Raw genomic sequence first — 25,510 nt, 5'->3', positions numbered from 1 at the left:
AACTCCGGCCCATGGACGACCCGCACTACCTCTCCGGCCTCCAGCTCACGGGCCGCCGCGTTGTAATGTTCGGCGGCGGTTCCGTCGCCCAGCGGCGGCTGCCCCGGCTGATCAGCGCGGGCGCCCGCGTCGAACTGGTGTCGCCGCACACGACGCCGTCGGTGCAGGGGATGGTGGACGCGGGCGAGCTGGTCTGGCACGAACGCGGCTACACCGCCGGTGACCTTCGCGACGCCTGGTACGCCCTGGCCTGCACGAACGATCCCGAGGTCAACGCCGCGATCTGCGCCGAAGCCGAGCGCGAGCGCGTGTTCTGCGTCCGCGCCGACGAGGGCGAGTCGGGCAGCGCGGTGACCCCGGCTTCCGGCCGGCACGGCGGCCTCCTGTTCGGCGTCCTGTCCGGCGGCGAGCCGCTGCGCTCGGCCGCGGTCCGCGACTCGATGCTCGACGGCCTGCACAACGGCACGATCGAAGACGGCCGTCAGCCGCACCCCGAGGGCAGCCTGCCCGGGGTCGCGCTGGTCGGCGGCGGCCCCGGCGACCCGGAGCTGATCACGGTCCGCGGCCGCCGGCTGCTGTCGCGCGCGGACGTCGTCGTGGTCGACCGGCTGGCCCCCCGCGAACTGCTGGACGAGCTGGCGCCCGAGGTCGAGATCGTCGACGCGGCCAAGATCCCGTACGGCCGCGCGGCCAGCCAGGACGTCATCAACAGCACGCTGATCGAGAAGGCCAAGGAGGGCAAGTTCGTCGTCCGGCTCAAGGGTGGCGACCCGTACCTGTTCGGCCGCGGCTTCGAAGAGGTGCTGGCCTGCGCCGAGGCGGGCGTCCCGGTGACGATGGTCCCGGGCATCACGAGCGCGTTCGCGGTCCCGGCGGTGGCGGACGTCCCGGTGACCCACCGCGGCGTCGCGCACGAGGTCGTGGTGGTGTCCGGCCACGTCGCCCCGGGCGACGACCGGTCCCTGGTGGACTGGGAGCTGCTGGCCCGCATGCGCGGCACGATCGTGCTGATGATGGGCGTGGAGCGGCTCCCGCAGTTCGCGAAGGCCCTGCTGGACGGCGGCCGCCCGGCCGACACCCCGGTGGCCATCGTCGAGGACGGCACGATGCGCACCCAGCGCGCCCTGCGGTCCACTTTGGACACGGTGGTCACCGACGCGGCGGCGTCGGGGGTCCGGCCGCCCGCGGTGATCGTGATCGGCCCGGTGGCCGGCCTCGCGCCGGTTCAGGCTTCGTAGGCGGCGGCGAGGATCGCGTCGGCGACCTCGGACAGCGGGCGGCGGCCGTCGATCACGACCGTCGCGCCGAGCCGCCGGTAGGCCACCTCGGCGCCGGCATTGGCGTCGAGGGCCGCCGCCAGCTCCTCCGGGTGCTTGCCGAAGCTGTTCGAGGTGCGGGTCAGGAGCCGGTCCCGGAGGGTGTCGTCGTCGACCACCAGGCAGATCACGAGGTCGAAGAGGTCCCGCACCTCCGCGTCGTTTTCGGCGGAACCGCAGAAGAACACGACCCTGCCGGACGCCTTCGCCGCCAGGGTCTCGACCTTCGCGCGGCTGGTCTGCCAGCCGAAGCGGTCGAGCCAGCCGGCGGGCACCGGATCGGGGGGATCGACGACGGCCTGTCCCGTCGTCCGGTCCACCCAGTGGTTGAAGCCGTCCCCGTCCGCGTCGACCGCGAACTTCCGCCGGCTCTTCAGGAACGCGCAGACCGCCGACTTGCCGGCTCCCGCGTTGCCGGTCACCCAGACCAGCGGCATCGGCTCAGTCCTCGTAGCAGCTCGCGGCGAAGTCGCGGATCGCGTCCGACAGGCGGGTCGGGTCGAACCTGAGCTCGACCGGGCTGCGGGCCTGGACGAACTCCGCGTCCGGCATGTCCACCGCGAGGGTGTCGGCGTCACCGAACGGGTGGATCGGGTCGCCCTGGTGGCCGATCACCAGCGCTCGCGTCGTGATCTTGCGGCGCACCGACTTCGGCGGCGCGATCCGGCCGAACAGCACGCCGTGCAGCAGCGCCGCCATCGGGGCCGGGCGCTGGGACAGCGTGTCCGTCACGACGTCGACCCACTGGTTGCCGTGCGGGACCAGGGACGCCACCAGCGACACCGCCTGGACCGTCACCGGCAGGAACCGGGCCGCCATCAGCAGTGGCGCGAACGTGATCAGCCCCGCGACGATCGCGTTGTCCAGCACCGGCATCTCGACGATCAGCCCGTGCACGCGGTCGGGGGCCTGGACCGCCACCTCCAGCGAGACGTTCGCGCCCAGCGACGTCCCGCCGACCACCGCCGAGCCGACCTCGAGGTGGTCGAGCAGTGCCAGGGTCTGCTCGGCGAACGACGGCATCGAGTAAAGCCACGACTCGGTCGGCCGGTCGGAGTCGCCGTGGCCGAGCAGGTCGAGCGTGACCACCCGGAACCCGGCGCGGGCCAGCCGGCGCGCGAGCGGGGCGTGCATCCGGCGGGTCAGCATGATGCCGTGGGTGAGGACGACGACCTTGTCGCCGCTGCCGAACTCCGTGTACCAGAGCCGGTGGCCCTCGTGGTCGAACGAGCCGGTCAGCTCGATCGGGCGGGACTCGCGCCGCGCCGGGACGGCCGGGGGCTCCGGCTCGATCAGGGTCGCGCTGCCGGCCGGGCTCATCTCCCACCGTCCTCCCCGCGTCGTGGTCACCTACGTCCAGGAAAACATCCCATGACCACGTCGGCACAGTGACCATCGCATCAATTGACAACGTGCCAATGGCGGCTCGTCGCGGGCATGGGTCAAGATGACCCCATGACCGCTACTGCTGACAGTCTGCCCGACCTCGTCTCCCTGAAGGTCGACGTCGCCGGCCCCGTGGCCGAAGTGACGCTCCTCGGCCCGTCCAAGGGCAACGCGATGGGGCCGGACTTCTGGCGCGAGCTGCCGCTGGTGTTCCGCGCGCTGGACGCCGACCCGCAGGTCAGGGCGGTCGTGCTGACCGGCAGCGGCAAGCACTTCTCCTACGGTCTCGACCTGCCGGCGATGATGGGCGACTGGGCGCCGATGCTGGGCGGGGACAACCTGGCCGGGCCGCGGACGGCGTTCCTCGACCAGGTCCGGTCGCTGCAGGCGGCGGTCAGCTCGATCGCGGAATGCCGCAAACCGGTCATCGCGGCCGTTTCGGGCTGGTGCATCGGCGGCGGGGTCGACGTCGTCGCCGCCGCGGACATCCGGCTGGCCAGCGCCGACGCCAAGTTCAGCGTCCGCGAGGTGCGCGTCGCCATCGTGGCCGACCTCGGCAGCCTCCAGCGGCTCGCCTCGATCGTCGGCGAAGGGCACCTGCGGGAACTGGCCCTGACCGGCAAGGACATCGACGCCGCGCGCGCCGAGAAGATCGGTCTCGTCAACGATGTCCACCCGGACTCCGACGCGCTGCTGAAGGCCGCGCGCGAACTCGCCGGGGAGATCGCTGCGAACCCGCCGCTCGTGGTGCAGGGTACGAAGCAGGTACTGGCGACGAACACCGAGCGCCAGGTCGCCGACGGCCTCCGGTACGTCGCGGCGTGGAACTCGGCGTTCCTGCCCAGCAAGGACCTCGGCGAAGCGGTCCAGGCGTTCATGGAGCGTCGTTCGCCGGAGTTCAAGGGCGAATAACTAGGAGGCAGCGTGAGCGCTTCGGAGGTCCACCACGCGTTCCGGGTGGCGCGGGACTACCTGCAGACCCACCGCGAGGACTACGACACGGCGTACCGCGACTTCACCTGGCCGGAGCTCGACGAGTTCAACTGGGCGATCGACTGGTTCGACGTCGTCGCGCACGACCCGGACAACGCCGAGCGGTACGCGCTGTGGATCGTCGAGGAGGACGGCACCGAGAACCGCTGGACCTACCCGGAGCTGTCCGGCCGGTCCAACCAGGTGGCGAACTGGCTGCGGAGCCTCGGCGTCCGCCGCGGCGACCGGCTGATCCTGATGCTGGGCAACCAGGGCGAGCTGTGGGAGACGATCCTCGCCGCGATCAAGCTCGGCGCCGTGATCATCCCGGCGTCCACGCTGCTCGGGCCGGCCGACCTCACCGACCGCGTCGAGCGCGGCGCCGCCAAGCACGTCGTGGTCCGGTCGGTCGACGCGCCGAAGTTCGCCGACGTCGAGGGCGACTACACGCGGATCGCGGTCGGGGAGCCGGTCGAGGGCTGGCAGCCGTACTCGGCCGCGTTCGCGCAGTCGCCGGAGTACGCCCCGGACGGTCCGACGAAGGCGGCGGACCCGCTGCTGCTCTACTTCACCTCCGGCACGACGGCGAAGCCGAAGCTGGTGCAGCACACGCACGTCTCGTACCCGGTGGGCCATCTGTCCACGATGTACTGGATCGGGCTGGAGCCGGGCGACGTCCACCTGAACATCTCCTCGCCCGGCTGGGCGAAGCACGCGTGGAGCAACTTCTTCGCCCCGTTCAACGCCGAGGCGACGGTGTTCCTCTACAACTACAACCGCTTCGACGCGAACGCGCTGATGGCGCAGATGGACCGGTGCGGCGTGACGAGCTTCTGCGCGCCGCCGACGGTGTGGCGGATGCTCATCCAAGCGGACCTGACGGCGCTGAAGACTCCGCCGGTCAAGGTCGTCGGGGCGGGGGAGCCGCTCAACCCCGAGGTGATCGAGCAGGTCCGGAAGTCGTGGGGCGTCACCATCCGCGACGGCTTCGGCCAGACCGAAAGCAGCGTCCAGATCGCCAACACGCCCGGCCAGGACGTCGTGCCCGGCTCGATGGGCCGCCCGCTGCCCGGGTTCGTGGTGGCGCTGGTCGACCCGGTCAGCGGCGAACGCGCGGCCGAGGGCGAGATCTGCCTCGACCTCGACCACCGCCCGGTCGGCTTGATGACCGGCTACGCGGACGACGACGAACGCACGTCGGCGGCCTTCGGCGGCGGTTTCTACCACACCGGTGACGTCGCTTCGATCGACGAACGCGGCTACCTCACCTACGTCGGGCGCACGGACGACGTGTTCAAGGCGTCGGACTACCGGATCTCGCCGTTCGAGCTGGAGAGCGTGCTGATCGAGCACGAGGCGGTGGCCGAGGCCGCGGTCGTTCCGGCCCCCGACCCGATCCGGCTCGCGGTGCCCAAGGCGTACGTCGTGCTGGCGACCGGCCACGAGCCGACCCCGGAGACGGCGAAGGCGATCCTCGCGTACTGCCGCGAGCACCTGGCGCCGTACAAGCGGATCCGGCGGCTCGAGTTCGCGGAACTCCCGAAGACGATCTCGGGCAAGATCCGCCGCGTCGAGCTGCGCGGCCGCGAGAGCGACCCGAAGCGCGCGGAGGGGACCGAGTACCGCGAAGAGGACTTCCCCGACCTCAAGTCCTGACGGTCGCTGGTCGTGAGTGAGAAACAGGGTCAGAACACTGTTTCTCACTCACGACCGGCGGTGGCGGACCGCTCAGGAGCGGGTGCCCTCGACCTGGCGGCCGTCCTCGGTCGAGCACGCCGTCACCGGGTCGTTGGGGCCGCTGCCGCACGTCCACTCGTCGAGCACGACCGGGCCCGGGCCGTCGGCCGACGCGGCCTCGGCCGGGGTCAGCTTCGCGAAGTAGTCCTTCAGCAGCGTCTGGGCCGCGGCGCAGTCGACGTTGCCGTGCGCGACGACCGCCGTCTTGGCGCCGCCGGTGGCGGTGACGTCGCCGCACGGCACGCCGGGTGCCGTCGACGCGGCCGCGGCGGCCGCGGCGGGCGCCGGCGCCTCGGCGGACGGCGCCGCGGGCGCGGGGTCGGCGCCACAGCCGGCCAGCGCGGCGGCCGCGGCGACGAGCAGCAGGGGGTACGCGAGTGTCTTCATGGGCCCTTCAGGAACGGAAGCGGATCGGGAGCGGTCACTCGGACGGCACGACGGCGGCGAACACCGTCTGCTCGCCCTTGGTGCAGGTGGTGCCGCCCTGGGCGGCGGGTGGCCCGGACGTGCACAGCCAGCCGTCGACGGTCTCGTTCACCGCGTCGTTCGAGCCGGCGCCCTGGCGGCCGGCGATCTTGCGGTGGAAGTCGCCGACGAGCTTCGTCGCCGCGACGCAGCTGACGCCGGCGGAGCCGCTGTCGAACACGTAGAGCGTCAGCCCGCTGGCGGCGGTCACGGTGCCGCACGCCCCGGGCACCGTCGGCGGGGCCCCGGCCGGCTTGGACGCCGGCGGGGTCGCGGCCGGACTGCCGCCGGTGGGCGGTGGCGGGGGAGTGGTCGTCGGGGAAGCCGGCGGCGCCGAACTCGGGGCGGCCGCCGAAGACGACGGCGCCTGGGCGGCTGGCTCGCCGGAGCAGGCCGCGAGCGCGGGCACGGCGAGGCAGGCGGCGAGCAACGGCCGCCACGTCCTCGTGGTGGTCGGATGGGGCACCGCGATCTTGTCCTCCCCGGTCAGGCTGGCCCGGTCATTCTGGCCCATCCGGGCCGGGGCCCCGTGGCCGACTCGCCCACAGGTGTGCGGCAGATTACTCCAGCCGGGTGGCGGCCCCGTCCGGTGGCCGCCCCAACAGTGTCCACAATGGACAATTAACATTCCGTTCACGCTCCGAAACCTCACACTGCCAAGAAGAATCGATCGGTCTAATTCCGGCCGCATCGGTTAACAATCCGGCTCCGCGTGCCGAAGATCTTGGTGGAGGCCGACGAGCTTCCTGTCCCCGATACCCGTCCCGAGCCCGTGAGAGCGATGAACGCCGACGCTGTGACCAGCCCCGAAACCAGCACCGACGAGACCACCGGCCCGTCCGGCCCCCCGACCGTCCCCAGCAGCGTCGTCTGGTGCTGCGGGCGCCCGTACGTCCTGGAGGCGCGCCCCGGCCGCGCCCGCTGGATGGGCACTGACTACCGGGGCCGTCCCGAGGCGCTGAGCAGCGCCGAACTGCAGCGGCGCGGCTGGAGCCGCCGCCGCGCGTGCTGACTACGCTGGCCGGGTGAGCACAGCCGCACCCGAACCAGCCGCGCAGGCGAGCGCCGCCGAGCCGTCCCTGCTCAAGCAGGCCTTCAACGTCCCCAACATGCTGTCGCTGCTGCGGCTCGCCGGCGTGCCGGTGTTCCTGTGGCTGCTGCTGGGTCCGGAGGAGGACGGCTGGGCGCTCGCGCTGCTGGTCTTCAGCGCGCTGACCGACTGGCTCGACGGCAAGCTGGCCCGCTGGCTCAACCAGATGTCCCGGCTGGGCCAGCTCCTCGACCCGGCCGCCGACCGGCTCTACATCCTCGCCACGCTGATCGCGTTCCTGGTCCGGGAGATCATCCCCTGGTGGGTCGTGGTGCCGCTCCTGGTGCGCGAAGCGGTGCTGGGCGTCTGCGTGCTGACGCTGCGCCGGCGCGGGTTCGCCCCACCGGAGGTGACCTACATCGGCAAGGGCGCGACGTTCGTGCTGATGTACGCCTTCCCGTTCCTGCTGCTCGCGCAGGGCGGCTCGGACGTCGCCGCGGTCGCCCGGCCGATCGGCTACGCGTTCACCATCTGGGGCGGCGTGCTGTACGTCTGGTCCGGCGTCCTCTACGTGGTCCAGGCGCGCAACGCCCTGCGCGGCGCGGGTGGCGACTGAGCGCGACGGTTATCCCCGGGTCGGGCCGCGCGCTGCGCCGTGTGGGTGTAAGACTTCGCCCAGCACGTTTTCGCCAGTGAGGGCATGAAAGGGGACCGGCGGTGTCCGCTCCTGAAGAGCTTCGCTACACCGAGGAACACGAGTGGGTCGCCACCCGGGGCGAGGACACCCTCGTCCGCATCGGCATCACCGAGTACGCGCAGGACCAGCTCGGCGACGTCGTGTTCGTCGACCTGCCGGAGGTCGGCCGCCAGGTGAGCACGGGCGACGTCTTCGGCGAGGTCGAGTCGACGAAGAGCGTGTCCGAGCTGTTCGCGCCGGTCGACGGGGAGGTCGTCGCGATCAACGACGCCGTCGCCGAGTCGCCGGAGCTGATCAACAGCGACCCCTACGGCGAGGGCTGGCTGATCGAGATCCGGCTCGACGACCCGGCGGGGCTCGAAGCCCTGCTGGAAGCCGAGGCGTACGACGCACTGACCAAGGGCTGAGCCCGGCTCCGGGCCGCCCCGGCCGGCACTGCGCCGGTTCGGGGAGCCGGGGCTCGGAGAATCGATCAGGCACGGTACGTTGGCAGCTACACGTTCTTGAGTACTAGGCAACACAGCATGTGTGGAGGAGAGCTCAGGTGAGCACGAACGACGGGCCCGGCGGCGTTCCCCCGGAGCAGTCTCCGGAGCGGACCTCTGTCTTCCGGGCCGACTTCCTGGCCGAAGCCGAAGGCCACGAGTCCGCCCCGGCCGCGGAGGCGCCGGTCCAGGGCGTCGACGCCCTGCCCGCGGGTTCGGCGCTGCTGGTGGTGAAGCGCGGCCCCAACGCGGGTTCGCGGTTCCTGCTCGACCGCGACACGACCAGCGCCGGGCGCCACCCGGACAGCGACATCTTCCTGGACGACGTCACGGTCTCCCGCCGGCACGCCGAGTTCCGGCGTGAGGGCGGCGAGTTCGTCGTCATCGACGTCGGCAGCCTCAACGGCACCTACGTCAACCGCGAGCCGGTCGACCAGGCCGTCCTCGCGGGGGGCGACGAGGTGCAGATCGGGAAGTTCCGCCTGGTCTTCCTGACCGGCCCGGGTCACGGGGGCCAGGGAGCGCAGTGACGGCGGCCGGGCGGCCACAGAATCACGGACTGAGCATCGGGGCCGTCCTGGCGCAGCTGCGCTCGGACTTCCCCGATGTCACCATCTCCAAGATCCGGTTCCTCGAAGCGGAAGGCCTGGTCCAGCCGGGCCGGACGGCTTCGGGGTACCGGCAGTTCGCCGCGGCGGACGTGGAGCGCCTGCGATTCGTCCTGGCCGCCCAGCGGGACCACTACCTCCCGCTGAAGGTCATCAAGGAGCAGCTGGACGCGGCGGACTCGGGTGCCGGGCCCGTCGCGGCCGTGCCCCGCCCGCCGCGCCGGCTGGTGCCGATCGACGCTCCGGCGGAGAACGTCGGCCTGCCGGAGGCGGCGGACTTCGCCACCGGCAAAGAGCTGCGCCTGACCCAGGAGGAGCTCCTGGAGCAGGCCGGCATCGACGAGCCCGCCCTGGCCGAGCTGCAGCAGTACGGCCTGGTCCGGCCCGGTCCCGCCGGGTTCTTCGACCCGGACGCGGTGCTGGTCGCGCGGACGGTGAAGGCGATGACCGAATTCGGTATCGAGCCGAGACATCTGCGTGCCTTCCGCGCCGCGGCCGACCGCGAGGTCGGGTTGCTGGAGCAGATCGTGACACCGGTGTATCGGCACCGTGACCCGGAAGCGAAGTCGAGGGCGGACGAGGTGGTGCGGGAGCTCGCGGCACTGTCCGTGACCCTCCACACGCTCCTCGTCAAGGCGGGAATCCGCGGCGTCGCGGGGTGTTGATCAACGATGGGGCGCTGAGATCCTCTTTGCGGCCCCATGTCAATGACTGAATGTTCGGCACCGCATGCCGTACCGTGAAGGCAAGGGTTTGCGGCAGGCGAACCGAGATAGTCTCGACAGCGAGCACAGCGCACGGATGACGGGTAGCGTCGGCGATGACGGCGTCCGGCCGAATCAGCGCCTGCGCCCGTGTGCACGAGAGGGAGGCGAAGCCCGATGAGCGAGATGCGCGTCGTCGGTGTGCGGGTCGAGCTGCCCGCGAATCAGCCGATCTTGTTGCTGCGGGAGACCGAGGGCGAGCGGTACCTGCCGATCTGGATCGGCTCGGTCGAAGCCACCGCCATCGCCTTGGAGCAACAGGGAGTCCGGCCGGCCCGTCCGCTCACGCATGACCTGCTGAAAGAGGTCATCGGGGCGCTCGGCCGGGAGCTCGAGCAGGTCGTGATCACCGACCTCAAGGAAGGCACGTTCTTCGCCGAGCTCGTCTTCGACGGCGACATCCGGGTCTCCGCCCGGCCGAGCGACTCGGTCGCGCTGGCCCTGCGGATCGGTGTCCCCATCCACGCCGTGGACGCGGTGCTGGAGGAGGCGGGCCTGATCATCCCGGACGAGCAGGAGGACGAGGTCGAGAAGTTCCGCGAGTTCCTCGACTCCGTTTCGCCCGAGGACTTCCGGGGAGCCGACACCTGAGAACTTGCCTTGACGCGGACGTCAACGTCTAGCGTCGGGGTATGCGGATCGGAGAGCTTGCGCGGCGCACGGGTGTCACCACCCGGGCGCTGCGTTTTTACGAGGCCCAGGGCCTGATCGAGGCCCGTCGTTCGGCCAACGGCTACCGCGAGTACGACGAGGACGACCTGCAGCTGGTCCGGGAGATCCAGACCCTGCAGACGATCGGCCTGACCCTCGACGAGACCCGCCCCTTCGTCGACTGCCTCCGCAGCGGTCACGAGACCGGCGACTCCTGCCTGACGTCGATCGAGGTCTACCGCCGCAAGCTCGAAGAAGCCGACGCCTTGCTGGCCCGCCTCGGCGGCATCCGCGCCGAACTGGCCGGGAAGCTCGCCACCGCCCTGGCCCGGCAGGCGCCGGATCCGTGTGTCGTGCCCGATTCCCCGCGCCCGTGAAGGAGCCCGTCATGTCCGAAATCGCCGCAGTCACCGACGCGACGTTCACCGAGGTCGTCGACAGCGACGTCCCGGTGCTGGTCGAGTTCTGGGCCACCTGGTGCGGACCGTGCCGGATGGTCGGCCCGGTGCTGGAGCAGCTGGCGGACGAGCGGACCGGGAAGCTCGCCGTCCGCAAGATCAACGCGGACGAGAACCCGGAGACCATGCGCTCCTACCAGGTCATGTCCCTGCCGACGATGATCCTGTTCGCCGGCGGCGAGCCGGTCGAGACGATCGTCGGCGCGTTCCCGAAGGCCCGCATCGAAGACCGCCTCGACCGGGCGCTCATGGCGCGGTCGCTTTGACGAAGGCGTCCGCGACCTCGCGTTCGTACTTCTCCAGGTCGAGCGACGGGTCCGCCGCGTAGGCCGCGGCGACCCCGTCGATCGCCTGCGCGATGGACATCGCCATCACCTCCGGCGTGAAGTCGCCGAACAGCCCTTCGGCCTGACCCTGCTTGAGCTGGCGGGCCAGCCCGTGCACCCGCATGTCGTCGACCAGCACCTTCGTCATCACCCAGCCGTCGGCGTCGTCGGCGTTGGCCGCCAGCTCCGTCAGGACCCGGACGCACTCCGGGTACGCGCGCAGGAACGCGATCGACGTCTCGATGTGGGCCCGCAGGTGGCCGGGCCGGTCCGCCGGGTCGAGGCCGCCGCCGGTGCGCTCCTTCAGGAACTCGCCCTTCGTCTCGACCACCGTGCTCAGCACCGCCTGCATCAGGCCGGCCTTGTTGGTGAAGTGGTAGGAGATCATCCGGGTGCTGCTGAGCCCGGCACGTTCCTTGATCTTGGCGAACGTCGCCTTCCGGTAACCGAGGTCGGCGATGACGCCGATGGTGGCGCCGATGATCTGGGCGCGGCGGGCCGCCTCGGCGGCGCTGAGCCCCATCTCGGCCATGAGGTCGGTGTTTACTTGCATGAGTAAAATGTTACTCGGCTGAGTAAATCCGGTCAAGAGGTTTGAACCACCGGCTCGGGGGTACGGCGAACGGCTCAAACGCTCATCCGACCGTTGAGGCTTGCCGCGCGTCGCGTTGACCGGTGTTCTCCTGGCGCTTACCGTCGAAGGAGGTAAATCGCCACGATGTGATTCACGGTCTGGGGCCGGATCGCGGCGATGGATCTCCGGTGGGTCCCGCTCCTGGGACCGGCCGACTGTCATTCGCCGGCCGTCCGGTCGGGCGAGGGGAGGCTTGCGTGGTCGAGGCTGGTTCCGAGAAGCAGCCTGTTGAGGTCGCGGCTGGCGAGCAGGGTGAGCTGTTCCCCGACAACTCGCTGCCGGACGAGCTGGTGGGTTACCGCGGTCCGGCCGCGTGCCAGATCGCCGGGATCACCTACCGCCAGCTCGACTACTGGGCCCGGACGAAGCTGGTCGCACCCAGCATCCGCACGGCGCACGGTTCCGGCTCGCAGCGGCTGTACTCGTTCAAGGACATCCTGGTCCTCAAGGTGGTCAAGCGGCTGCTGGACACCGGGGTCTCCCTCCAGAACATCCGGGTCGCGGTCGACCACCTGCGCGTCCGCGGAGTCCGTGACCTCGCGCGCGTGACGCTGTTCTCCGACGGCACCACCGTCTACGAATGCACCTCGCCGGAGGAGATCGTCGATCTGCTCCAGGGCGGCCAAGGCGTCTTCGGCATCGCGGTCAGCGGCGCCATGCAGGAGATCAGCGGCACCATCCACGAGTTCCAGGCCGAACGCGCCGACGGCGGTGTCGTCGAGACGCACCAGCCGGACGAGCTCACCCAGCGCCGCAACGCCCGCAAGACCGGGTGATCACCGCCGCGAGGAGTCGAGTAAGGTTCTCCTCGCGGTCGACGAATCCGCGCGGGAGAGTCCGAGTCACACCTTGAGCTCGGCGCCGAAGGAGCAAGTCCTCCCCGGAACCTCTCAGGCACCCTGGACCGCGCGGACGAGACGCCTCTGGAAAGCGGGTCGTCAGGACACAACCTGATGGCCCCGCCGACGGTGCAAGCCCGGCTCAACCTCGGGCGAAACTCTCAGGCGCCCCTCGGGGTACGGACAGAGTGGGGAGGCCGGGGGACATCGTCCCCGGCCCGGCTCGGCGGTCCCCAGGAGGCTCCGTGGAACTGTCACTCGCCTCGCTGGAACAGGGCATCCCGTTCGCCGAGCGGCACATCGGTCCCGGGCCGGACGAACTTCGCCGTATTCTCGATGTCGTCGGTGTCGCTTCTCTCGACGAGCTCTCCGAGCGTGCTGTACCTGAGTCGCTGCGGTCCTCCGCTCGTCCGCTCGAACTGCCGCCGGCCGCGACCGAAGCTCAGGCGCTCGCCGAGCTTCGGGCGCTTGCCGGCCGTAACCGAACGATGGCCCAGATGATCGGGCTCGGGTACCACGACACCATCACTCCGCCCGTCATCCGGCGGAACGTGCTCGAGAATCCGGCCTGGTACACCGCTTACACGCCGTATCAGCCCGAGATCTCGCAAGGCCGGCTCGAGGCGCTGCTCAACTTCCAGACCATGGTCGCCGATCTGACCGGGCTGCCCGTCGCCAACGCGTCGATGCTCGACGAGGCCACCGCTGCCGCCGAGGCCATGACGCTGGTGCGGCGGGCCGGGAAGTCCGCTTCGAACCGGTTCGTCGTCGACCAGGACACCCTGCCGCAGACCCTCGCCGTGCTCCGGACCCGGGCCGAACCCCTGGACATCGAGCTGGTCGTCGAGGATCTCTCCCAAGGTCTCACCGGACTTGGCCTCGGCGGCGACTTCTTCGGGATGCTGCTGTCCTACCCCGGTGCGTCGGGTGCGGTGCACGAGCTCGACCTGACGATCTCCGAGGCCAAGAAGCACGGTGCCGCGGTGATCGTCGCCGCCGACCCGCTCGCCCTGACCCTGCTGCGGCCGCCGGGGGAGCTCGGCGCCGACGTCGCCGTCGGATCCACCCAGCGGTTCGGGGTCCCGCTCGGCTTCGGCGGCCCCCACGCCGCCTACCTCGCGGTCCGCGAAGGCCTGGAACGGCAGCTGCCGGGACGCCTGGTCGGCGTCTCGAAGGACGCCGACGGCGCACCCGCGTACCGGCTCGCCCTGCAGACCCGGGAACAGCACATCCGCCGCGAGAAGGCGACGTCGAACATCTGCACCGCGCAGGTCCTGCTGGCGGTGATGGCCTCGATGTACGCCGTGTACCACGGGCCCGACGGGCTGCGCGGGATCGCGCTGCGCGCCCACCGGATGGCCACCGTGCTCGCCGCCGGCCTCGCCGAAGGCGGCATCGACGTCGGACACGGCGAGTTCTTCGACACCGTGACCGCGTCGGTGCCCGGGCGGGCGGAAGCGGTCGTCGCGGCGGCTCGCGACCTCGGCGTGAACCTGCGGCTCGTCGACGACGACCACGTCGGCGTCGCCTGCGACGAGACGACCACCCGCGAGCGGCTTTCGTGCGTGTGGAAGGCATTCGGCGTCTCGGTGTCCGATGTGGACGGCCTCGACGCGGACACGGCGGACGCGCTCCCGGCGCCGTTGCGTCGCACCAGTGCGTTCCTCACCCACCCGGTGTTCCACGCCCACCGCTCGGAAACCGCGCTGCTGCGCTACCTGCGCCGGCTGTCCGACAAGGACGTCGCGCTCGACCGCAGCATGATCCCGCTCGGCTCGTGCACCATGAAGCTCAACGCCGCGGCCGAAATGGAACCGGTCACCTGGCCGGAGTTCGCCGGGCTGCACCCGTTCGCGCCCGCCGAAGACGCCGCCGGGCTCCTGGAGGTGGTCGGCGACCTGAGCGCGTGGCTCGCGCGGATCACCGGCTACGACACGGTTTCCCTGCAGCCCAACGCGGGCAGCCAGGGCGAGTTCGCCGGGCTGCTGGCCATCCGCGCCTACCACCGCTCGCGCGGCGAGGGCGAGCGCGACGTCTGCCTCATCCCGGCCAGTGCCCACGGCACGAACGCGGCGAGCGCCGTGATGGCCGGCATGCGGGTGGTCGTCGTCCGGTGCGACGACGACGGGAACATCGACCTCGCGCACCTGCGGTCCACTGTGGATGACCACCGCGCCGACCTGGCCGCGATCATGATCACCTACCCGTCGACGCACGGGGTCTACGAGGACACCGTCGGCGAGGTGTGCGAGCTGGTGCACGAAGCGGGCGGGCAGGTGTACGTCGACGGGGCCAACCTGAACGCGCTCATCGGCGTCGCGCAGTACGGCCGGTTCGGCGCCGACGTCTCGCACCTCAACCTGCACAAGACGTTCTGCATCCCGCACGGCGGCGGCGGACCCGGGGTCGGGCCGATCGGGGTCCGCGCGCACCTGGCGCCGTTCCTGCCGAACCACCCGCTGCAGCCGGCGGCCGGCCCGGCGACCGGCGTCGGGCCGGTCAGCGCGGCGCCGTGGGGGAGCGCGTCGATCCTGCCGATCTCGTGGGCGTACGTCCGGATGATGGGCGCGGACGGCCTGCGCCGGGCGACGCTCGTGGCCGTGGCCAACGCGAACTACGTCGCTCGCCGGCTCGGCGAGCACTTCCCGGTGCTGTACGCGGGACACGGCGGGCTCGTCGCGCACGAGTGCATCCTCGACCTGCGGCCGCTGACGAAGGCGACCGGGGTGACCGTCGACGACGTCGCGAAGCGGCTGGCGGACTACGGCCTCCACGCGCCGACGATGTCGTTCCCGGTGGCGGGCACGCTCATGGTGGAGCCGACCGAGAGCGAGGACCTGGCCGAGCTGGACCGCTTCTGCGACGCGATGATCGCCATCCGCGCGGAGATCGACCGCGTGGCGGCGGGGGAGTGGGCGCTGGCGGAGTCGCCGCTGAGGCAGGCCCCGCACACGGCGCGCTGCGTCGCGGGCGAGTGGGACCGGCCGTACAGCCGCGAGACGGCGGTGTTCCCGGCGGGCCCGGGCGCGGCGAAGATCTGGCCGCCGGTCCGCCGCATCGACGGCGCGGCGGGCGACCGCAACCTGGTCTGCTCCTGCCCGCCCCCGGAGGCCTTCGCCTAGCGCGCTCACGAGCCGGCGCCGGACAGCCGGACCAGCAGCTCGGTCCGGCTCGTCAGGCCGAGCTTCCGGTAGATCCGCTGCAGGTGCTTCTGGACCGTCCGCGGGCTGATGCCGAGGTGACGGGCGATCTGCCGGTCGCAGGCGGCGCGGGTCACGGCGTCCGCCACCTGCCGCTCGCGGGCGGTCAGCAGCTCCGTCGCCGCCGCGTCGACCGGCGGTCGTTCCTCGCGGGCCGGCGCCTGGGCCAGGTGCGGCGCGAGCAGGTCGGCCAGCGCCCGGTCGAGGGAGGAGGACCCGGGCCGTGACCGGCTGAGCGTCAGGATGCGCCCGGCGCGGTCGGTCGACCTCGACCACGCACAGCAGCTGGTCGATCGTGCCGCGCGGGCGGTAGAAGTCCGTGTACAGCGACAGTGCCCGCCGCGTGCGCAGGTCCGCCAGGTCGGTCAGCGCGGCCGACGTCCCCAGCGGCAACCGCCCGCTCCGGTGCGCCGCGAACGCCGGGTGCCTGCTCACCTGCGCCCGGAACTCCGGGTGGCGCATCAGGTTGTCCTCCGGCCGTTCGGTGACCGCACCGGTCAGCCGCCGCGTCGTGTGCTCCGCGCTCGTGCACGACACGAAAGTCGCAGCCGGCCGAGCCCGGCCGCCGACCGGAACTCGCGCACGACTTCGAGGGCGCGGTCCAGGTGCCGCGCCGTCAGTTCACTGCCCACCGGTGATCCCCTCGGCTCGTCCGGTGAAGAAAGACCCGGGCGAGCCGAGGGCGATACGAACCGGTGGTTACCGGACGTTCAGCGTGGTGTTCGAGCAGGCGCTGACCATCGACTGCGCGATGCCGCTGATCCCGGCCGCCGCGCTGTAGGGCTTCATGACCCCTCAAGGACACCGATCCGGCCGGGGCGACGGCGTACGCAGTAGTGCGTACGCCGGGCCGGGCCCGCACAGGAACGGGAGGTAGGTTGACGCCATGGCGAGTGCGCACGGTCCTGATCGGACGTCCGTGGTCGTGACCGGCGGCAGCGGCTTCATCGGCCGGGCCGTCGTGCACGCCCTTCGCGACCGGGGTGTCCCGGTCACCGTCGTGGACCGGGTCCCGTTCCCCGAAGACGGCGTCCGCGTGGTGATCGGCGACCTCCGTGACGCCGCCGTCCGCGAGGAGGCCGTGACGCGCGAGACCGCGGGAATCGTGCACCTCGCCGCGCTGACGTCGGTGCTGAAGTCGGTCGAGCTGCCCGAGGACACCTTCGCCGACAACGTCCTGGTGACCCAGGAGCTGCTGGAGCTGGCGCGCCGCCGCGAGGTGCCGAAGTTCCTGCTCGCGTCGACCAACGCGGTGATCGGCAACGTCGGCACCGCGACGATCACCCCGGACCTGCCGCTGCGGCCCCTGACGCCCTACGGCGCCACCAAGGCCGCGTGCGAAATGCTGCTCTCGGGCTACGCCGGCGCGTACGGCATGACGACGTGTGCGTTGCGGTTCACCAACGTCTACGGCCCGGGAATGTCCCACAAGGACAGTTTCGTGCCCCGCATGATGCGCGCCGCGCTGACCGGCGCGAGCGTCAAGATCTACGGCGACGGCCGCCAGCGCCGCGACCTCGTGCACGTCGACGACGTCGTCCGCGCCCTCCTGCTGGCCCTCGACAGCGGCCACACCGGCCGCGCGATCGTCGGCGCTGGACGCTCGGTCTCCGTGCTGGAGATGGTCGAGGCCGTGCGCGAGGTGACCGGCGCCGAGCTGCCGGTCGAGCACGTCGAGGCGCCGGCGGGGGAGATGCCCGCGGTGGTCGTCGACGTCTCGGCCAGCGCGGAGACCATCGGGTACCGCCCGGAAGTCTCGCTCACCGACGGCTTGGCGACGGCGTGGAAGTACTTCTCCGGCCTCGACCGTCCAAACGCGACACCGTGACGGTGTTCCTGCGCCGGCATTGGCTGCTGCTCCTGCTCCTCGTCCCGGCGATCGCCCTCCGGGTGCTGACGTGGCTCGCTTACCGGCCCGCGCTGCTGTACATCGACTCGTTCCGCTACATCGACAACCTGCACGCGCTGCGCGCCGACCAGCTCGACCCGATCGGCTACGACCTGGTGCTGCGGCCGCTGCTGGCCGTCGGCGGGCTCGCCTGGGTCGCGGCGGTGCAGCACGTCGGCGGTCTGCTGATCGCGATCGGTGTGTACGCGCTGGTGCTGCGCCTCGGCGGCCGTCCGTGGGTCGCCGCGCTCGCCGCGGTGCCGGTGCTGCTCGACGCGTACCAGCTGCAGATCGAGCAGAACATCATGTCCGAGGTCGTCTTCGAAGCCGTGCTGCTCGGGCTCCTCTGGCTGCTGCTCGGCTGGGGCGCCCCGGGGTGGAAGCGCGCCGGCGCCGCCGGGCTGCTGGTCGGGTTCGCCGTGCTGACGCGGCTGATCGGGATCTCGCTCGCGCTGCCGCTGCTGGTCTACCTGGTCGTCGTCGGGGGAGCGTGGCGGCACTGGGCGGGCTGGCGCCGAGCCGGCGCGGGCGTGCTGGGCCTGCTCGTCGTGCTCGTGCCCTACGCGGCGCGGGTGCACTCGGAGACCGGCAAGTGGGGGCTGACCGGGCCGTCCGGGAACATGCTCTACGGCCGCACCGCCGCCGTCGCCGACTGCGCGAACCTCCACCTTTCGCCCGAGCTGCAGGTGTTCTGCCCGACCGAACCGCGCGAGACGCGGCTCGTGGACAACTACACCCACGCCGACCTCGACCCGAACTGGCCGGGACCGCTGCCGCCGGGCGCGGACAAGGCCGCGCTGGCGCACGAGTTCGCGATCGACGTCCTGAAGGAACAGCCCGGCGACGTCGCCGAAGCGATCCTGAAGGACTTCTCGAAGAGCTTCGCCTGGACGCGTGAGCAGGACCCGACGGACGTCCCGCTGGACCGGTGGCAGTTCCAGCTCACCTACCCGCAGTGGGCCGACCAGTCGCTGATCGACCTGGTCACGCAGCAGAACGACGGAATCAACGCGAGCGTCGACCAGCCGCTGGCCAAGATCCTCCGGGACTACCAGCTCGGCGGTGGCTACGTCCCCGGCGCGGTGCTCGGCATCGGCGCTCTGCTGGGCCTGCTGACGGTGTTCCGGCGCAAGAAGCCGCTGGACCGGGCGCGGGCGGGTGCGCTGCTGGCGGCGTCGAGCGGCTTGATCCTGCTGTTCGCCTCGGCGGTGTTCCAGTTCTCCTGGCGCTACCAGATTCCCGCGCTCGTGCTCTTCTCGGTGGCCGGGGCACTCGGCTTCACGACGCTGACGTCGGCCAGCCGGAAGCGCCTCGCCGCGTTCCCCGACGACGTCGACGCTGGCGCCCTCGACGACTTCCACGGCCGTCACCCGGACCTGGAGCTGGCGCCGCTGACCGTCGTCATCGCGGCCTACAACGAGGCCGGCGGCATCGGCGAGGTCCTGGAGAAGATGCCGGACGAGTGCCTCGGCATGCGGGTCGACGTGCTCGTCGTGGTCGACGGCGGCACCGACGACACGGCTGCGATCGCCGAAGAGCACGGCGCGTACGTCTGCGTCGCACCCCGCAACCGCGGCCAGGGCGCCGCGCTCCGCCTGGGCTACCACCTCGCGGCCGAGGCGGGCGCCGAGTACGTCGTGACCACCGACGCCGACGGCCAGTACGACAACAGCGAGCTCGAAGCCCTGGTCAGCCCGGTCGTCGACGGCACCGCGGACTTCGTCACCGGGTCACGGCGGCTCGGGCACGAGGAGGCCGACAGCCGCGTCCGGTGGCTGGGCGTGCGCGTGTTCGCGGTCTTGGCCTCGGTGCTGACCGCCCGGCGGATCACCGACACGTCGTTCGGCTTCCGGGCGATGCGGGCGGACCTGGCGTGCTCGGTGCCGCTCAACGAGCCGCAGTACCAGTCGTCGGAGCTGATGCTCGGGGTGACCGCGCGCGGGTCGCGGGTGGTCGAGCTGCCGATGAGCATGCGGCTGCGCAAGGCGGGCAAGAGCAAGAAGGGCGGCAGCGTCGTCTACGGCGCCAACTACGCCCGGGTCATGACGGGGACGTGGTGGCGGGGGTACGTGCTGCGCCGCGGCCGAACACGAGCCGGTCGAGCAGGGTGAACTTGACGACAAACACCAGCGCGTAGCTGGCCACGTACGTGCCGTCGACGAGCACGACCCACCAGAGGTGCGGCAGGTTGAGGGGCGTCAAGAGCGCGCCCGCCAGCGTCGTCAGGCCGATGGACGCGAGGCCGCCGAGGCCGATGACGACCAGGTAGGGCAGCAGTTCGCGGCGGACGCGCGGGCGTCCGGTGCGGCCCCACACCCAGCGGCGGGTGACCACGAAGTTGAGCACCGCGCCGGCCGCCCAGGCCAGCGTGCTCGCCAGGGCCGCGGCGCCGCCGGTGGCGAGGACCGCCAGCAGCACCACCTGGCTGACGACCGTGGCCGCGACCGACGTCGCCGCGGCGCGCGCCAGCCGGGCCCAGCCGCGGCGGCGGGTCTTCTCCGTTGTGCGGGGCCGCACGCCGTTGGTTACGGTCGTCATGCCCCCATCCTCCCCGCGGGCCCGGGGCGCCGCCGCCCGGGTCCCCTACGCATAGGAGATTCACAGCTCATTGCCAGGTCTTCATCAGCAGGTGATCGATAGCGTCGGGGGGCGTAAACGAGCAGGAAAGGCGGCACAATGCGAGTGCTGGTTCTCGGCGGTGACGGATATCTGGGCTGGCCGACCGCGTTGCACTTATCGGACAAAGGCCACGAGGTAGCCGTTCTCGACAATTTCGCCCGCCGCGGCTATGACGCCGAACTCGGCGTCGAAAGCCTCGTCCCGATCGAATCGCTGGCCGATCGGATCGCCGCGTGGCACGAGGTCTCCGGGGCGACGATCGGCAGCTACGAAGGCGACCTGCTGGACGCGGAGTTCCTGTTCGGGGCGCTGCGCGACTTCGCGCCCGACGCGATCGTCCACTACGCCGAGCAGCGGTCGGCGCCGTACTCGATGATCGACCGCGAACACGCCGTGTACACCCAGCACAACAACGTGATCGGCAATCTGAACCTGCTGTACGCGATCGCGGAGATCGATCCGGCGATCCACCTGGTCAAACTGGGCACAATGGGCGAATACGGCACGCCCAACATCGACATCGAAGAAGGCTGGCTCGATCTGGAGCACAACGGGCGCTCCGATCGCGTGCTGTTCCCCAAACGGCCGGGGTCGTTCTACCACCTGACGAAGGTGCACGATTCCCACAACATCGAATTCACGTGCCGCGCCTGGGGGCTGCGCGCGACGGATCTGAACCAGGGCATCGTGTACGGCCAGCAGACGCCGCAGACGGCGCTCGACCCGCGGCTGTCGACCCGCTTCGACTACGACGCGGTGTTCGGCACGGTGCTGAACCGGTTCGTCATCCAGGCGGTGCTGGGCCAGCCGCTGACCGTGTACGGCCACGGCGCCCAGACGCGCGGCCTGATCGACATCCGCGACACCGTCGAGTGCATCCGGCTCGCCGTGGAGAACCCGGCCGAAGCGGGGGAGTTCCGCGTCTTCAACCAGATGACCGAGAGCATGTCGGTGGCCGCGATCGCCGACCTCGTCGCCGAACGGTTCCCCGGCCCGGTGCAGATCGAGCAGCTGGAGAACCCGCGCTCGGAGGCGCTCGAGCACTACTACAACGTGAAGCACACCGGGCTGGTCGGGCTGGGGCTGGAGCCGCACCTGGTCTCGGAGACGCTGATCGAGTCGATGTTCGACATCGTCGGCGCCAACAAGCACCGCGTGAACATGGACAAGCTGCGCCCGACCGTCCGCTGGCGGGGCGCGCTGAAGAGCTAGCCGGCGCGTGCGGGCTCCCCGGCGCGGGGAGCCCGCACGTTCGCGGTCAGCCCGGGATCTTGTCCAGGAAGCCGTGCACCTTGGCGATCTTGCCGTCCTCGAGCTCGACGACGTCGAACCCGATCGCGAGGGGCTCGGCGCCCGGGGTCCCGAGGTACCACTGGAACCGCGCGAGGTCGTGGTGCGCGTCGGGCTCGGCGGGCAGGCTGAAGGTGAGCCCGGCGAACTGCTGCTGCGCGCCGCCGACGAACTGGTCGATCCCGTCGTGCCCGGCGACGGCCCCGAGCGGGTCGGTGTAGCGGGCGGTGGCGGTGAAGAGCTCACCGACGAGGGCGCGGCGCTTGTCGCCATCGGTCTCGTTCCAGACGGCGATGTACTGCTCGACGATCGTGCGGACGTCGCTCATGGCGGGCTCCTTCGGTTGGGGGACAACGGCTTTCGTCGTCCTGCGCTGAGCCCCACTCTGCTGGCGCGGCGGCGGCCCGTCGATTACGCGCGAGGTAATGCCGCGGCGGCAGGAAATCACTGGCGCGTCCACGCCGCCGCTCGACACAATCGGGCAATGGCGAACCAATCCGCTCCCGCCGATCAGCACCTGATCCGGGACCTGACCGCCGCGGCTCGGACCGCGCAGGCGTGGGATGCCCTCGAAGCGGTCGCCAAGGCCGGCTTCGCGGCCGGTGTCACGCGCGAAGCCATGCTGCAGGCAAGTGGGGCCGCGCTGGACGCCGTCGTCGCCGATCTGCCGGAGGGGGCCGAGGATCCGGCCGACGACGCCCTCCGCGACCTGATGGATCGCCTCGAAGGCTGGTGCTCACCCGGCGCGGAGCTGCGGCCATTACCCCCGAAGTAATGGCAGCCACCCGGTGATCGCCGTAGCGTCGCTCGCGTGACGACTACGGTGCAGACCGCTCGGCAGCGGCCCGTCGGGGAGCTCCTCCGGGAATGGCGCGACCGGCGCCGGATCAGCCAGCTCGATCTCGCGATCTCGGCGGACATCTCCACGCGCCACCTGAGCTTCGTGGAGACCGGGCGTTCGCGGCCGAGCCGGGACATGGTGCTGCGGCTCGGCGAGCACCTCGACGTGCCGCTGCGCGAACGCAACCGGCTGCTGCTGGCCGCCGGGTTCGCGCCCGCCTACACCGAGAACGCGCTGGGGGACCCGGAGATGAGCGCCGTCCGCCAGGCCGTCCGGCAGCTGCTCGCGAGCCACGAGCCCTACCCGGCCGCCGTCGTCGACCGGAACTGGGACCTCGTCGACGCCAACGCCGCCACCGGCCTGTTCGTCGCCGGGATCCCGGCCGAGCTGACCACCAACGTCCTGCGCGCGACGCTGCACCCCGACGGCATGGCCCCGCACGTCCTCAACCTCGGGGAGTGGCGCGCCCACCTGCTCGGCCGGCTCCGGCGCCAGGTGGGCCAGACCGCCGACCCGGGGCTCACCGGCCTCCTCGACGAGCTGCGCGGCTATCCGTGCGACCAGCCGGTGCCCGAGGTGGAGGTCCCTGGACCGGGTGACATCTTCGTGCCGCTGAAGTTCCGCCACGAAGGCACCGACCTGACGTTCTTCAGCACGGTGGCGACGTTCGGCACCCCGCTGGACGTCACGGTCGCGGAACTGGTCATCGAGTCGTTCTTCCCGGCCGACGCGGCGACCGCCGCATACCTGCGCGAGCGGGCCGCGTCGGTGGAATGATGGGGGACACCCGCGCAGCATCCGACGTGAGGATCACCGGTAGATGGCCGTCCCGCCTTCGCTCGCCCTGTCCGACGGAGTCCGCATCCCCCAGCTGCTGTTCGGTGTCGCGGGACTGACCGCGTCCGAAGTCGGCCGCGCCGTCCGCATCGCCCTCGACACCGGCTACCGCGGGTTCGACACCGCACCGGGCACGGAGGCCGCGGTGGGCGACGCGCTCGCCGGCGTGCCCCGCGACGAGCTGTTCGTGAGCATGAAGGTGCCCGCCCAGGGCTACGACGCCGCCCGCCGGGCCGCCGACCAGGCACTGGCCGCGCTCCAGCTCGAGCGGGCCGACCTGTGCCTGCTCGACGGCACGAAAGGCGCGTTCACCGACACCTGGCGCGCCCTGAGCCGGCTTCGCGCGGACGGTCGCGTGCGCGCGGTCGGCGTCGCCGGGTTCGGCGTCGCGGAACTGCGCCGGCTGATCGACGCCACCGGCGCGGTCCCGGTGCTGAACCAGGTCGAGCTGCACCCGTGGCTGCAGCAGGTCCCGCTGCGCGAGTTCCACGCCGAGCGCGGCATCGTGACCGCGGCGTCGAGCCCGGCCGCCAACGCCGGCCTGCTGGCCGACGAGACGGTCACCGCGCTCGCGGCGAAGTACGGCAAGACGCCGGCCCAGATCGTGCTGCGCTGGCACCTGCAGGCCGACACGGTCGCGGTGGCGGCGTCGGCCACGACGACCCGGACCCGCGAGAACTTCGGGATCTTCGACTTCGAGCTGGCCGACGACGACCTCGCCGTGGTGGCCGAGCTCGACAACGGGACGCGCGTCTAGGACTTGATCCCGGCGGCGGCGAAGTCGGCCTGCTGGGCGGGCTGCTCGAGGTACTCGCGGAAGGTCTGGGAGGCGCGCAGGACGGTGTCGTCGATGCCGTTCCCGGAGAGCCCGACGAACGGGTAGTCCGCCGAGCGCGCGTTCGCGACCGACTGGGCGGGCGAGCCGATCAGCTCGGGCTTCTTGGTCGTCAGCTCGCTGATCCAGTAGGTCGACTCGGGCAGCCAGGCGGCCGGGAGCCCGCCGATGGCGTCGAGGTTGGTGCGGCCGACCAGCGCGTCGAGCACCTGCGCGGACGGCTTGGCCTCGATCATCACGTGCACGCACTGGCCGTGCACGACGGTCGCGGCCTGGTTCCAGCGGTCGGCCGCGGCGGTGAGGGGTTTCTGCGCGCTCGGGGTGACGATGATCCGCATGTGCGAGGTACCGCCGGAGCAGCTGGCGGCCTGTGCTTCGGCGCGGCTGTTGAGCTCGCTGTCGGCCCAGTTCCACCCGATCACGCCGAGCCCGATCAGGGCGGCGAGGACGGCACAGGCGATCGGCCAGCCGGCGATCCGGCGCCGCGGGGCCTTCTTGCCGACGATCCGGTGCGAGCCGGTGGCTTCGCCCTTGCCGAGGGTCCGGTGCGAGCCGGTGGCCTCGCTCTTGCCATCGGGCGCGGTGGTGTCGGTGCGGGTGGGGGGCATGCGCCGACGGCCGGGAGTCTCTCCCTCGGCGACTTCGCTGCGACGGCGGCCGCGGCGCGAAGGGGCTTCTTCGCCGGCGGATTCTTCGCGGTCGAGGGTGCGGCCGCCGGCCCGAGTGGAACCGGACGGCTCGTTCCGGACGGTGATCGGGTAGTCCCCGGAGGTCTCACCGTGCCGGGTGATGACCTCGGTCCGCTCGGCGGCCGACTCGGCCGGCCGGGCGGCTTTGCCCCGGCGGCGGCCTCCGCCGGAGCCGTCGCCTCGGCGGGTGGCGGGAGCTTCACCGCGCCCGGCAGGAGCTTCGCCGCGGCCGGCGACGGGGTGGGAGCTCGAGTTCTCACCGCGGCGGGCGGCAGGGTGCGAGCCGGTGCCGACGGCGGGGTAGGAACCGGAAGCCTCGCCACGCCCGGCAACGGGCTGGGAGCCGGCGGCCTCGCCCCGGCGGCCGGCGGGAGCTTCACCGCGGCCGGCGGCGGGGTGGGCACCGGTGGCTTCACCGCGGCCGGCGACAGGGTGGGAGCCGGAGGCCTCGCCCCGGCGGCCGGAAGACTTGCCGCGGCCGGTGGGAGCGTCGCCGCGGCTGGCGACGGGATAGGAGCCGGAGGCCTCACCGCGGCCGGCGCCCGGAGCTTCACCGCGGCTGGCGACAGGGTAGGAACCAGAGGCTTCGCCGCGGCGGCCGGAGGGAGCTTCACCGCGGCCAGCGCCGGGGTGGGAGCCGGAGGCCTTACCGCGGCGGCCGGCGGGAGCCTCACCGCGGCCGGCGGCGGGGTAGGAACCGGAAGCGTCGCCCGCGACCGGGTGGGAACCGGAAGTCTCGCCACGCCCGGGGTGGAAGCCGGAGGCATCACCGCGGCCAACGACAGGGTAGGAACCGGAAGCTTCACCGCGGCCGGCGGCAGGGTAGGAACTGGAGGCTTCACCGCGCCCGACCACAGGGTACGAACCGGAGGCCTCACCACGGCCCGCGACGGGGTGCGCTCCGGAAGCCTCACCCCCGGAGACGAAGTAACCCGACGACTGG

The 25,510-nt window shown here is 71.7% G+C and carries 29 protein-coding genes and 1 riboswitch; of the genes, 20 read left to right on the top strand and 9 right to left on the bottom strand.

Going from position 1 to position 25,510, the window contains the following annotated elements; all coding sequences use genetic code 11:
- Positions 1–11 precede the first annotated feature (11 nt).
- Complete coding sequence (cobA, locus tag ACZ7OU_RS33055) at positions 12–1,238, top strand: uroporphyrinogen-III C-methyltransferase (protein WP_470258223.1); 1,227 nt, start codon at positions 12–14, stop codon at positions 1,236–1,238.
- Here cobA and ACZ7OU_RS33050 read toward each other — a convergent pair.
- Complete coding sequence (locus ACZ7OU_RS33050) at positions 1,226–1,753, bottom strand: AAA family ATPase (RefSeq protein WP_470258222.1); 528 nt, start codon at positions 1,751–1,753, stop codon at positions 1,226–1,228. The two genes, cobA and ACZ7OU_RS33050, sit on opposite strands and share 13 nt — an antisense overlap.
- 4 nt (positions 1,754–1,757) lie before the next feature.
- Positions 1,758–2,636 carry an alpha/beta fold hydrolase gene (locus ACZ7OU_RS33045; RefSeq protein ID WP_470259020.1) on the bottom strand — a complete coding sequence of 293 codons (879 nt, stop codon included), beginning with the start codon at positions 2,634–2,636 and terminating at the stop codon, positions 1,758–1,760.
- 135 nt (positions 2,637–2,771) lie between these two features.
- Here ACZ7OU_RS33045 and ACZ7OU_RS33040 point away from each other — a divergent pair, with 135 nt between their 5' ends.
- Both ACZ7OU_RS33040 and ACZ7OU_RS33035 read left to right on the top strand, forming a co-directional pair.
- On the top strand, positions 2,772–3,614 hold the full coding sequence (locus ACZ7OU_RS33040; protein WP_470258221.1) for a crotonase/enoyl-CoA hydratase family protein: 843 nt from the start codon (positions 2,772–2,774) through the stop codon (positions 3,612–3,614).
- A gap of 12 nt (positions 3,615–3,626) precedes the next feature.
- Positions 3,627–5,330, top strand: coding sequence for an AMP-binding protein (locus ACZ7OU_RS33035; protein ID WP_470258220.1), 1,704 nt, complete (start codon positions 3,627–3,629; stop codon positions 5,328–5,330).
- Between the two features lie 72 nt (positions 5,331–5,402).
- On the opposite strand, the gene ACZ7OU_RS33030 is transcribed toward ACZ7OU_RS33035, so the two are convergent.
- Positions 5,403–5,798: a hypothetical protein gene (locus ACZ7OU_RS33030; RefSeq protein WP_470258218.1), complete on the bottom strand. Its 396-nt coding sequence runs from the start codon at positions 5,796–5,798 to the stop codon at positions 5,403–5,405.
- A gap of 34 nt (positions 5,799–5,832) precedes the next feature.
- Complete coding sequence (locus ACZ7OU_RS33025) at positions 5,833–6,390, bottom strand: hypothetical protein (RefSeq protein WP_470258217.1); 558 nt, start codon at positions 6,388–6,390, stop codon at positions 5,833–5,835.
- A 267-nt stretch (positions 6,391–6,657) separates the two neighbouring features.
- Here ACZ7OU_RS33025 and ACZ7OU_RS33020 point away from each other — a divergent pair, with 267 nt between their 5' ends.
- From ACZ7OU_RS33020 to trxA, 8 genes are all read left to right on the top strand, one after another.
- A complete protein-coding gene (locus ACZ7OU_RS33020) occupies positions 6,658–6,888 on the top strand; it encodes a hypothetical protein (protein ID WP_470258216.1) in 231 nt (76 codons plus the stop codon).
- Between the two features lie 13 nt (positions 6,889–6,901).
- Entirely contained in the window at positions 6,902–7,522 is a 621-nt protein-coding gene (locus ACZ7OU_RS33015) for a cardiolipin synthase ClsA (RefSeq protein ID WP_470244351.1), read from the top strand.
- Positions 7,523–7,623: 101 nt separating this feature from the next.
- Complete coding sequence (gene gcvH, locus ACZ7OU_RS33010; protein ID WP_470244350.1) at positions 7,624–8,010, top strand: glycine cleavage system protein GcvH; 387 nt, start codon at positions 7,624–7,626, stop codon at positions 8,008–8,010.
- Between the two features lie 137 nt (positions 8,011–8,147).
- Entirely contained in the window at positions 8,148–8,618 is a 471-nt protein-coding gene (garA, locus tag ACZ7OU_RS33005) for a glycogen accumulation regulator GarA (RefSeq protein WP_284750621.1), read from the top strand.
- Positions 8,615–9,361 (top strand): transcriptional regulator FtsR, encoded by a 747-nt coding sequence (ftsR, locus tag ACZ7OU_RS33000; protein WP_470244349.1) that lies wholly within the window; start codon positions 8,615–8,617, stop codon positions 9,359–9,361. Before garA ends, ftsR begins: the two co-directional genes overlap by 4 nt.
- A 216-nt stretch (positions 9,362–9,577) precedes the next feature.
- Positions 9,578–10,051: a bifunctional nuclease family protein gene (locus ACZ7OU_RS32995; protein ID WP_009078856.1), complete on the top strand. Its 474-nt coding sequence runs from the start codon at positions 9,578–9,580 to the stop codon at positions 10,049–10,051.
- A 41-nt stretch (positions 10,052–10,092) separates the two neighbouring features.
- A complete protein-coding gene (locus ACZ7OU_RS32990; RefSeq protein ID WP_470258215.1) occupies positions 10,093–10,488 on the top strand; it encodes a MerR family transcriptional regulator in 396 nt (131 codons plus the stop codon).
- Between the two features lie 11 nt (positions 10,489–10,499).
- The gene (gene trxA, locus ACZ7OU_RS32985; protein WP_470258214.1) at positions 10,500–10,835 is read left to right on the top strand and encodes a thioredoxin; all 336 of its coding nucleotides are present in this window, start codon (positions 10,500–10,502) and stop codon (positions 10,833–10,835) included.
- On the opposite strand, the gene ACZ7OU_RS32980 is transcribed toward trxA, so the two are convergent.
- Complete coding sequence (locus ACZ7OU_RS32980) at positions 10,816–11,448, bottom strand: TetR/AcrR family transcriptional regulator (RefSeq protein ID WP_470244346.1); 633 nt, start codon at positions 11,446–11,448, stop codon at positions 10,816–10,818. The genes trxA and ACZ7OU_RS32980 overlap by 20 nt on opposite strands.
- A gap of 278 nt (positions 11,449–11,726) precedes the next feature.
- Between ACZ7OU_RS32980 and ACZ7OU_RS32975 the strand changes: the two genes are divergently transcribed.
- Both ACZ7OU_RS32975 and gcvP read left to right on the top strand, forming a co-directional pair.
- Complete coding sequence (locus ACZ7OU_RS32975; RefSeq protein WP_364379688.1) at positions 11,727–12,305, top strand: MerR family transcriptional regulator; 579 nt, start codon at positions 11,727–11,729, stop codon at positions 12,303–12,305.
- 42 nt (positions 12,306–12,347) lie between these two features.
- Positions 12,348–12,446: riboswitch (glycine riboswitch) on the top strand.
- Between the two features lie 167 nt (positions 12,447–12,613).
- Positions 12,614–15,490 (top strand): aminomethyl-transferring glycine dehydrogenase, encoded by a 2,877-nt coding sequence (gcvP, locus tag ACZ7OU_RS32970; protein ID WP_470258213.1) that lies wholly within the window; start codon positions 12,614–12,616, stop codon positions 15,488–15,490.
- 5 nt (positions 15,491–15,495) lie between these two features.
- Here the strand turns inward: gcvP and ACZ7OU_RS32965 are convergent, their stop codons facing one another.
- Positions 15,496–15,678, bottom strand: coding sequence for a response regulator transcription factor (locus ACZ7OU_RS32965; protein WP_470259019.1), 183 nt, complete (start codon positions 15,676–15,678; stop codon positions 15,496–15,498).
- 545 nt (positions 15,679–16,223) lie between these two features.
- On the opposite strand from ACZ7OU_RS32965, the gene ACZ7OU_RS32960 reads away from it, so the two are divergent.
- From ACZ7OU_RS32960 to ACZ7OU_RS32950, 3 genes are all read left to right on the top strand, one after another.
- The gene (locus ACZ7OU_RS32960; RefSeq protein ID WP_470258211.1) at positions 16,224–16,349 is read left to right on the top strand and encodes a hypothetical protein; all 126 of its coding nucleotides are present in this window, start codon (positions 16,224–16,226) and stop codon (positions 16,347–16,349) included.
- Positions 16,350–16,454: 105 nt separating this feature from the next.
- Positions 16,455–17,396, top strand: coding sequence for an NAD-dependent epimerase/dehydratase family protein (locus ACZ7OU_RS32955; protein ID WP_470258210.1), 942 nt, complete (start codon positions 16,455–16,457; stop codon positions 17,394–17,396).
- Entirely contained in the window at positions 17,393–19,567 is a 2,175-nt protein-coding gene (locus ACZ7OU_RS32950) for a glycosyltransferase family 2 protein (protein WP_470258209.1), read from the top strand. The genes ACZ7OU_RS32955 and ACZ7OU_RS32950 overlap by 4 nt, the downstream gene beginning before the upstream one ends.
- Here ACZ7OU_RS32950 and ACZ7OU_RS32945 read toward each other — a convergent pair.
- Complete coding sequence (locus tag ACZ7OU_RS32945) at positions 19,497–19,994, bottom strand: GtrA family protein (protein ID WP_470258208.1); 498 nt, start codon at positions 19,992–19,994, stop codon at positions 19,497–19,499. The genes ACZ7OU_RS32950 and ACZ7OU_RS32945 overlap by 71 nt on opposite strands.
- A gap of 138 nt (positions 19,995–20,132) precedes the next feature.
- Here ACZ7OU_RS32945 and ACZ7OU_RS32940 point away from each other — a divergent pair, with 138 nt between their 5' ends.
- Entirely contained in the window at positions 20,133–21,287 is a 1,155-nt protein-coding gene (locus ACZ7OU_RS32940) for an NAD-dependent epimerase/dehydratase family protein (protein WP_470258207.1), read from the top strand.
- 46 nt (positions 21,288–21,333) lie between these two features.
- On the opposite strand, the gene ACZ7OU_RS32935 is transcribed toward ACZ7OU_RS32940, so the two are convergent.
- The gene (locus ACZ7OU_RS32935; RefSeq protein WP_470258206.1) at positions 21,334–21,693 is read right to left on the bottom strand and encodes a nuclear transport factor 2 family protein; all 360 of its coding nucleotides are present in this window, start codon (positions 21,691–21,693) and stop codon (positions 21,334–21,336) included.
- A 156-nt stretch (positions 21,694–21,849) separates the two neighbouring features.
- Between ACZ7OU_RS32935 and ACZ7OU_RS32930 the strand changes: the two genes are divergently transcribed.
- The 3 genes from ACZ7OU_RS32930 to ACZ7OU_RS32920 are packed head-to-tail and all read left to right on the top strand — an operon-like array spanning position 21,850 to position 23,800.
- Positions 21,850–22,140, top strand: a complete 291-nt coding sequence (locus tag ACZ7OU_RS32930; protein WP_470258205.1) for a hypothetical protein — start codon at positions 21,850–21,852, stop codon at positions 22,138–22,140.
- Between the two features lie 36 nt (positions 22,141–22,176).
- Complete coding sequence (locus ACZ7OU_RS32925) at positions 22,177–22,983, top strand: helix-turn-helix domain-containing protein (protein ID WP_470258204.1); 807 nt, start codon at positions 22,177–22,179, stop codon at positions 22,981–22,983.
- 43 nt (positions 22,984–23,026) lie between these two features.
- The gene (locus ACZ7OU_RS32920) at positions 23,027–23,800 is read left to right on the top strand and encodes an aldo/keto reductase (protein WP_470258203.1); all 774 of its coding nucleotides are present in this window, start codon (positions 23,027–23,029) and stop codon (positions 23,798–23,800) included.
- Here the strand turns inward: ACZ7OU_RS32920 and ACZ7OU_RS32915 are convergent.
- The gene (locus tag ACZ7OU_RS32915; protein ID WP_470258202.1) at positions 23,797–24,486 is read right to left on the bottom strand and encodes a hypothetical protein; all 690 of its coding nucleotides are present in this window, start codon (positions 24,484–24,486) and stop codon (positions 23,797–23,799) included. The genes ACZ7OU_RS32920 and ACZ7OU_RS32915 overlap by 4 nt on opposite strands.
- Positions 24,487–25,510: the final 1,024 nt, after the last annotated feature.

The organism is Amycolatopsis sp. NPDC114505, assembly GCF_055633615.1.
This window is presented reverse-complemented; position numbering and strand designations above follow the sequence as displayed.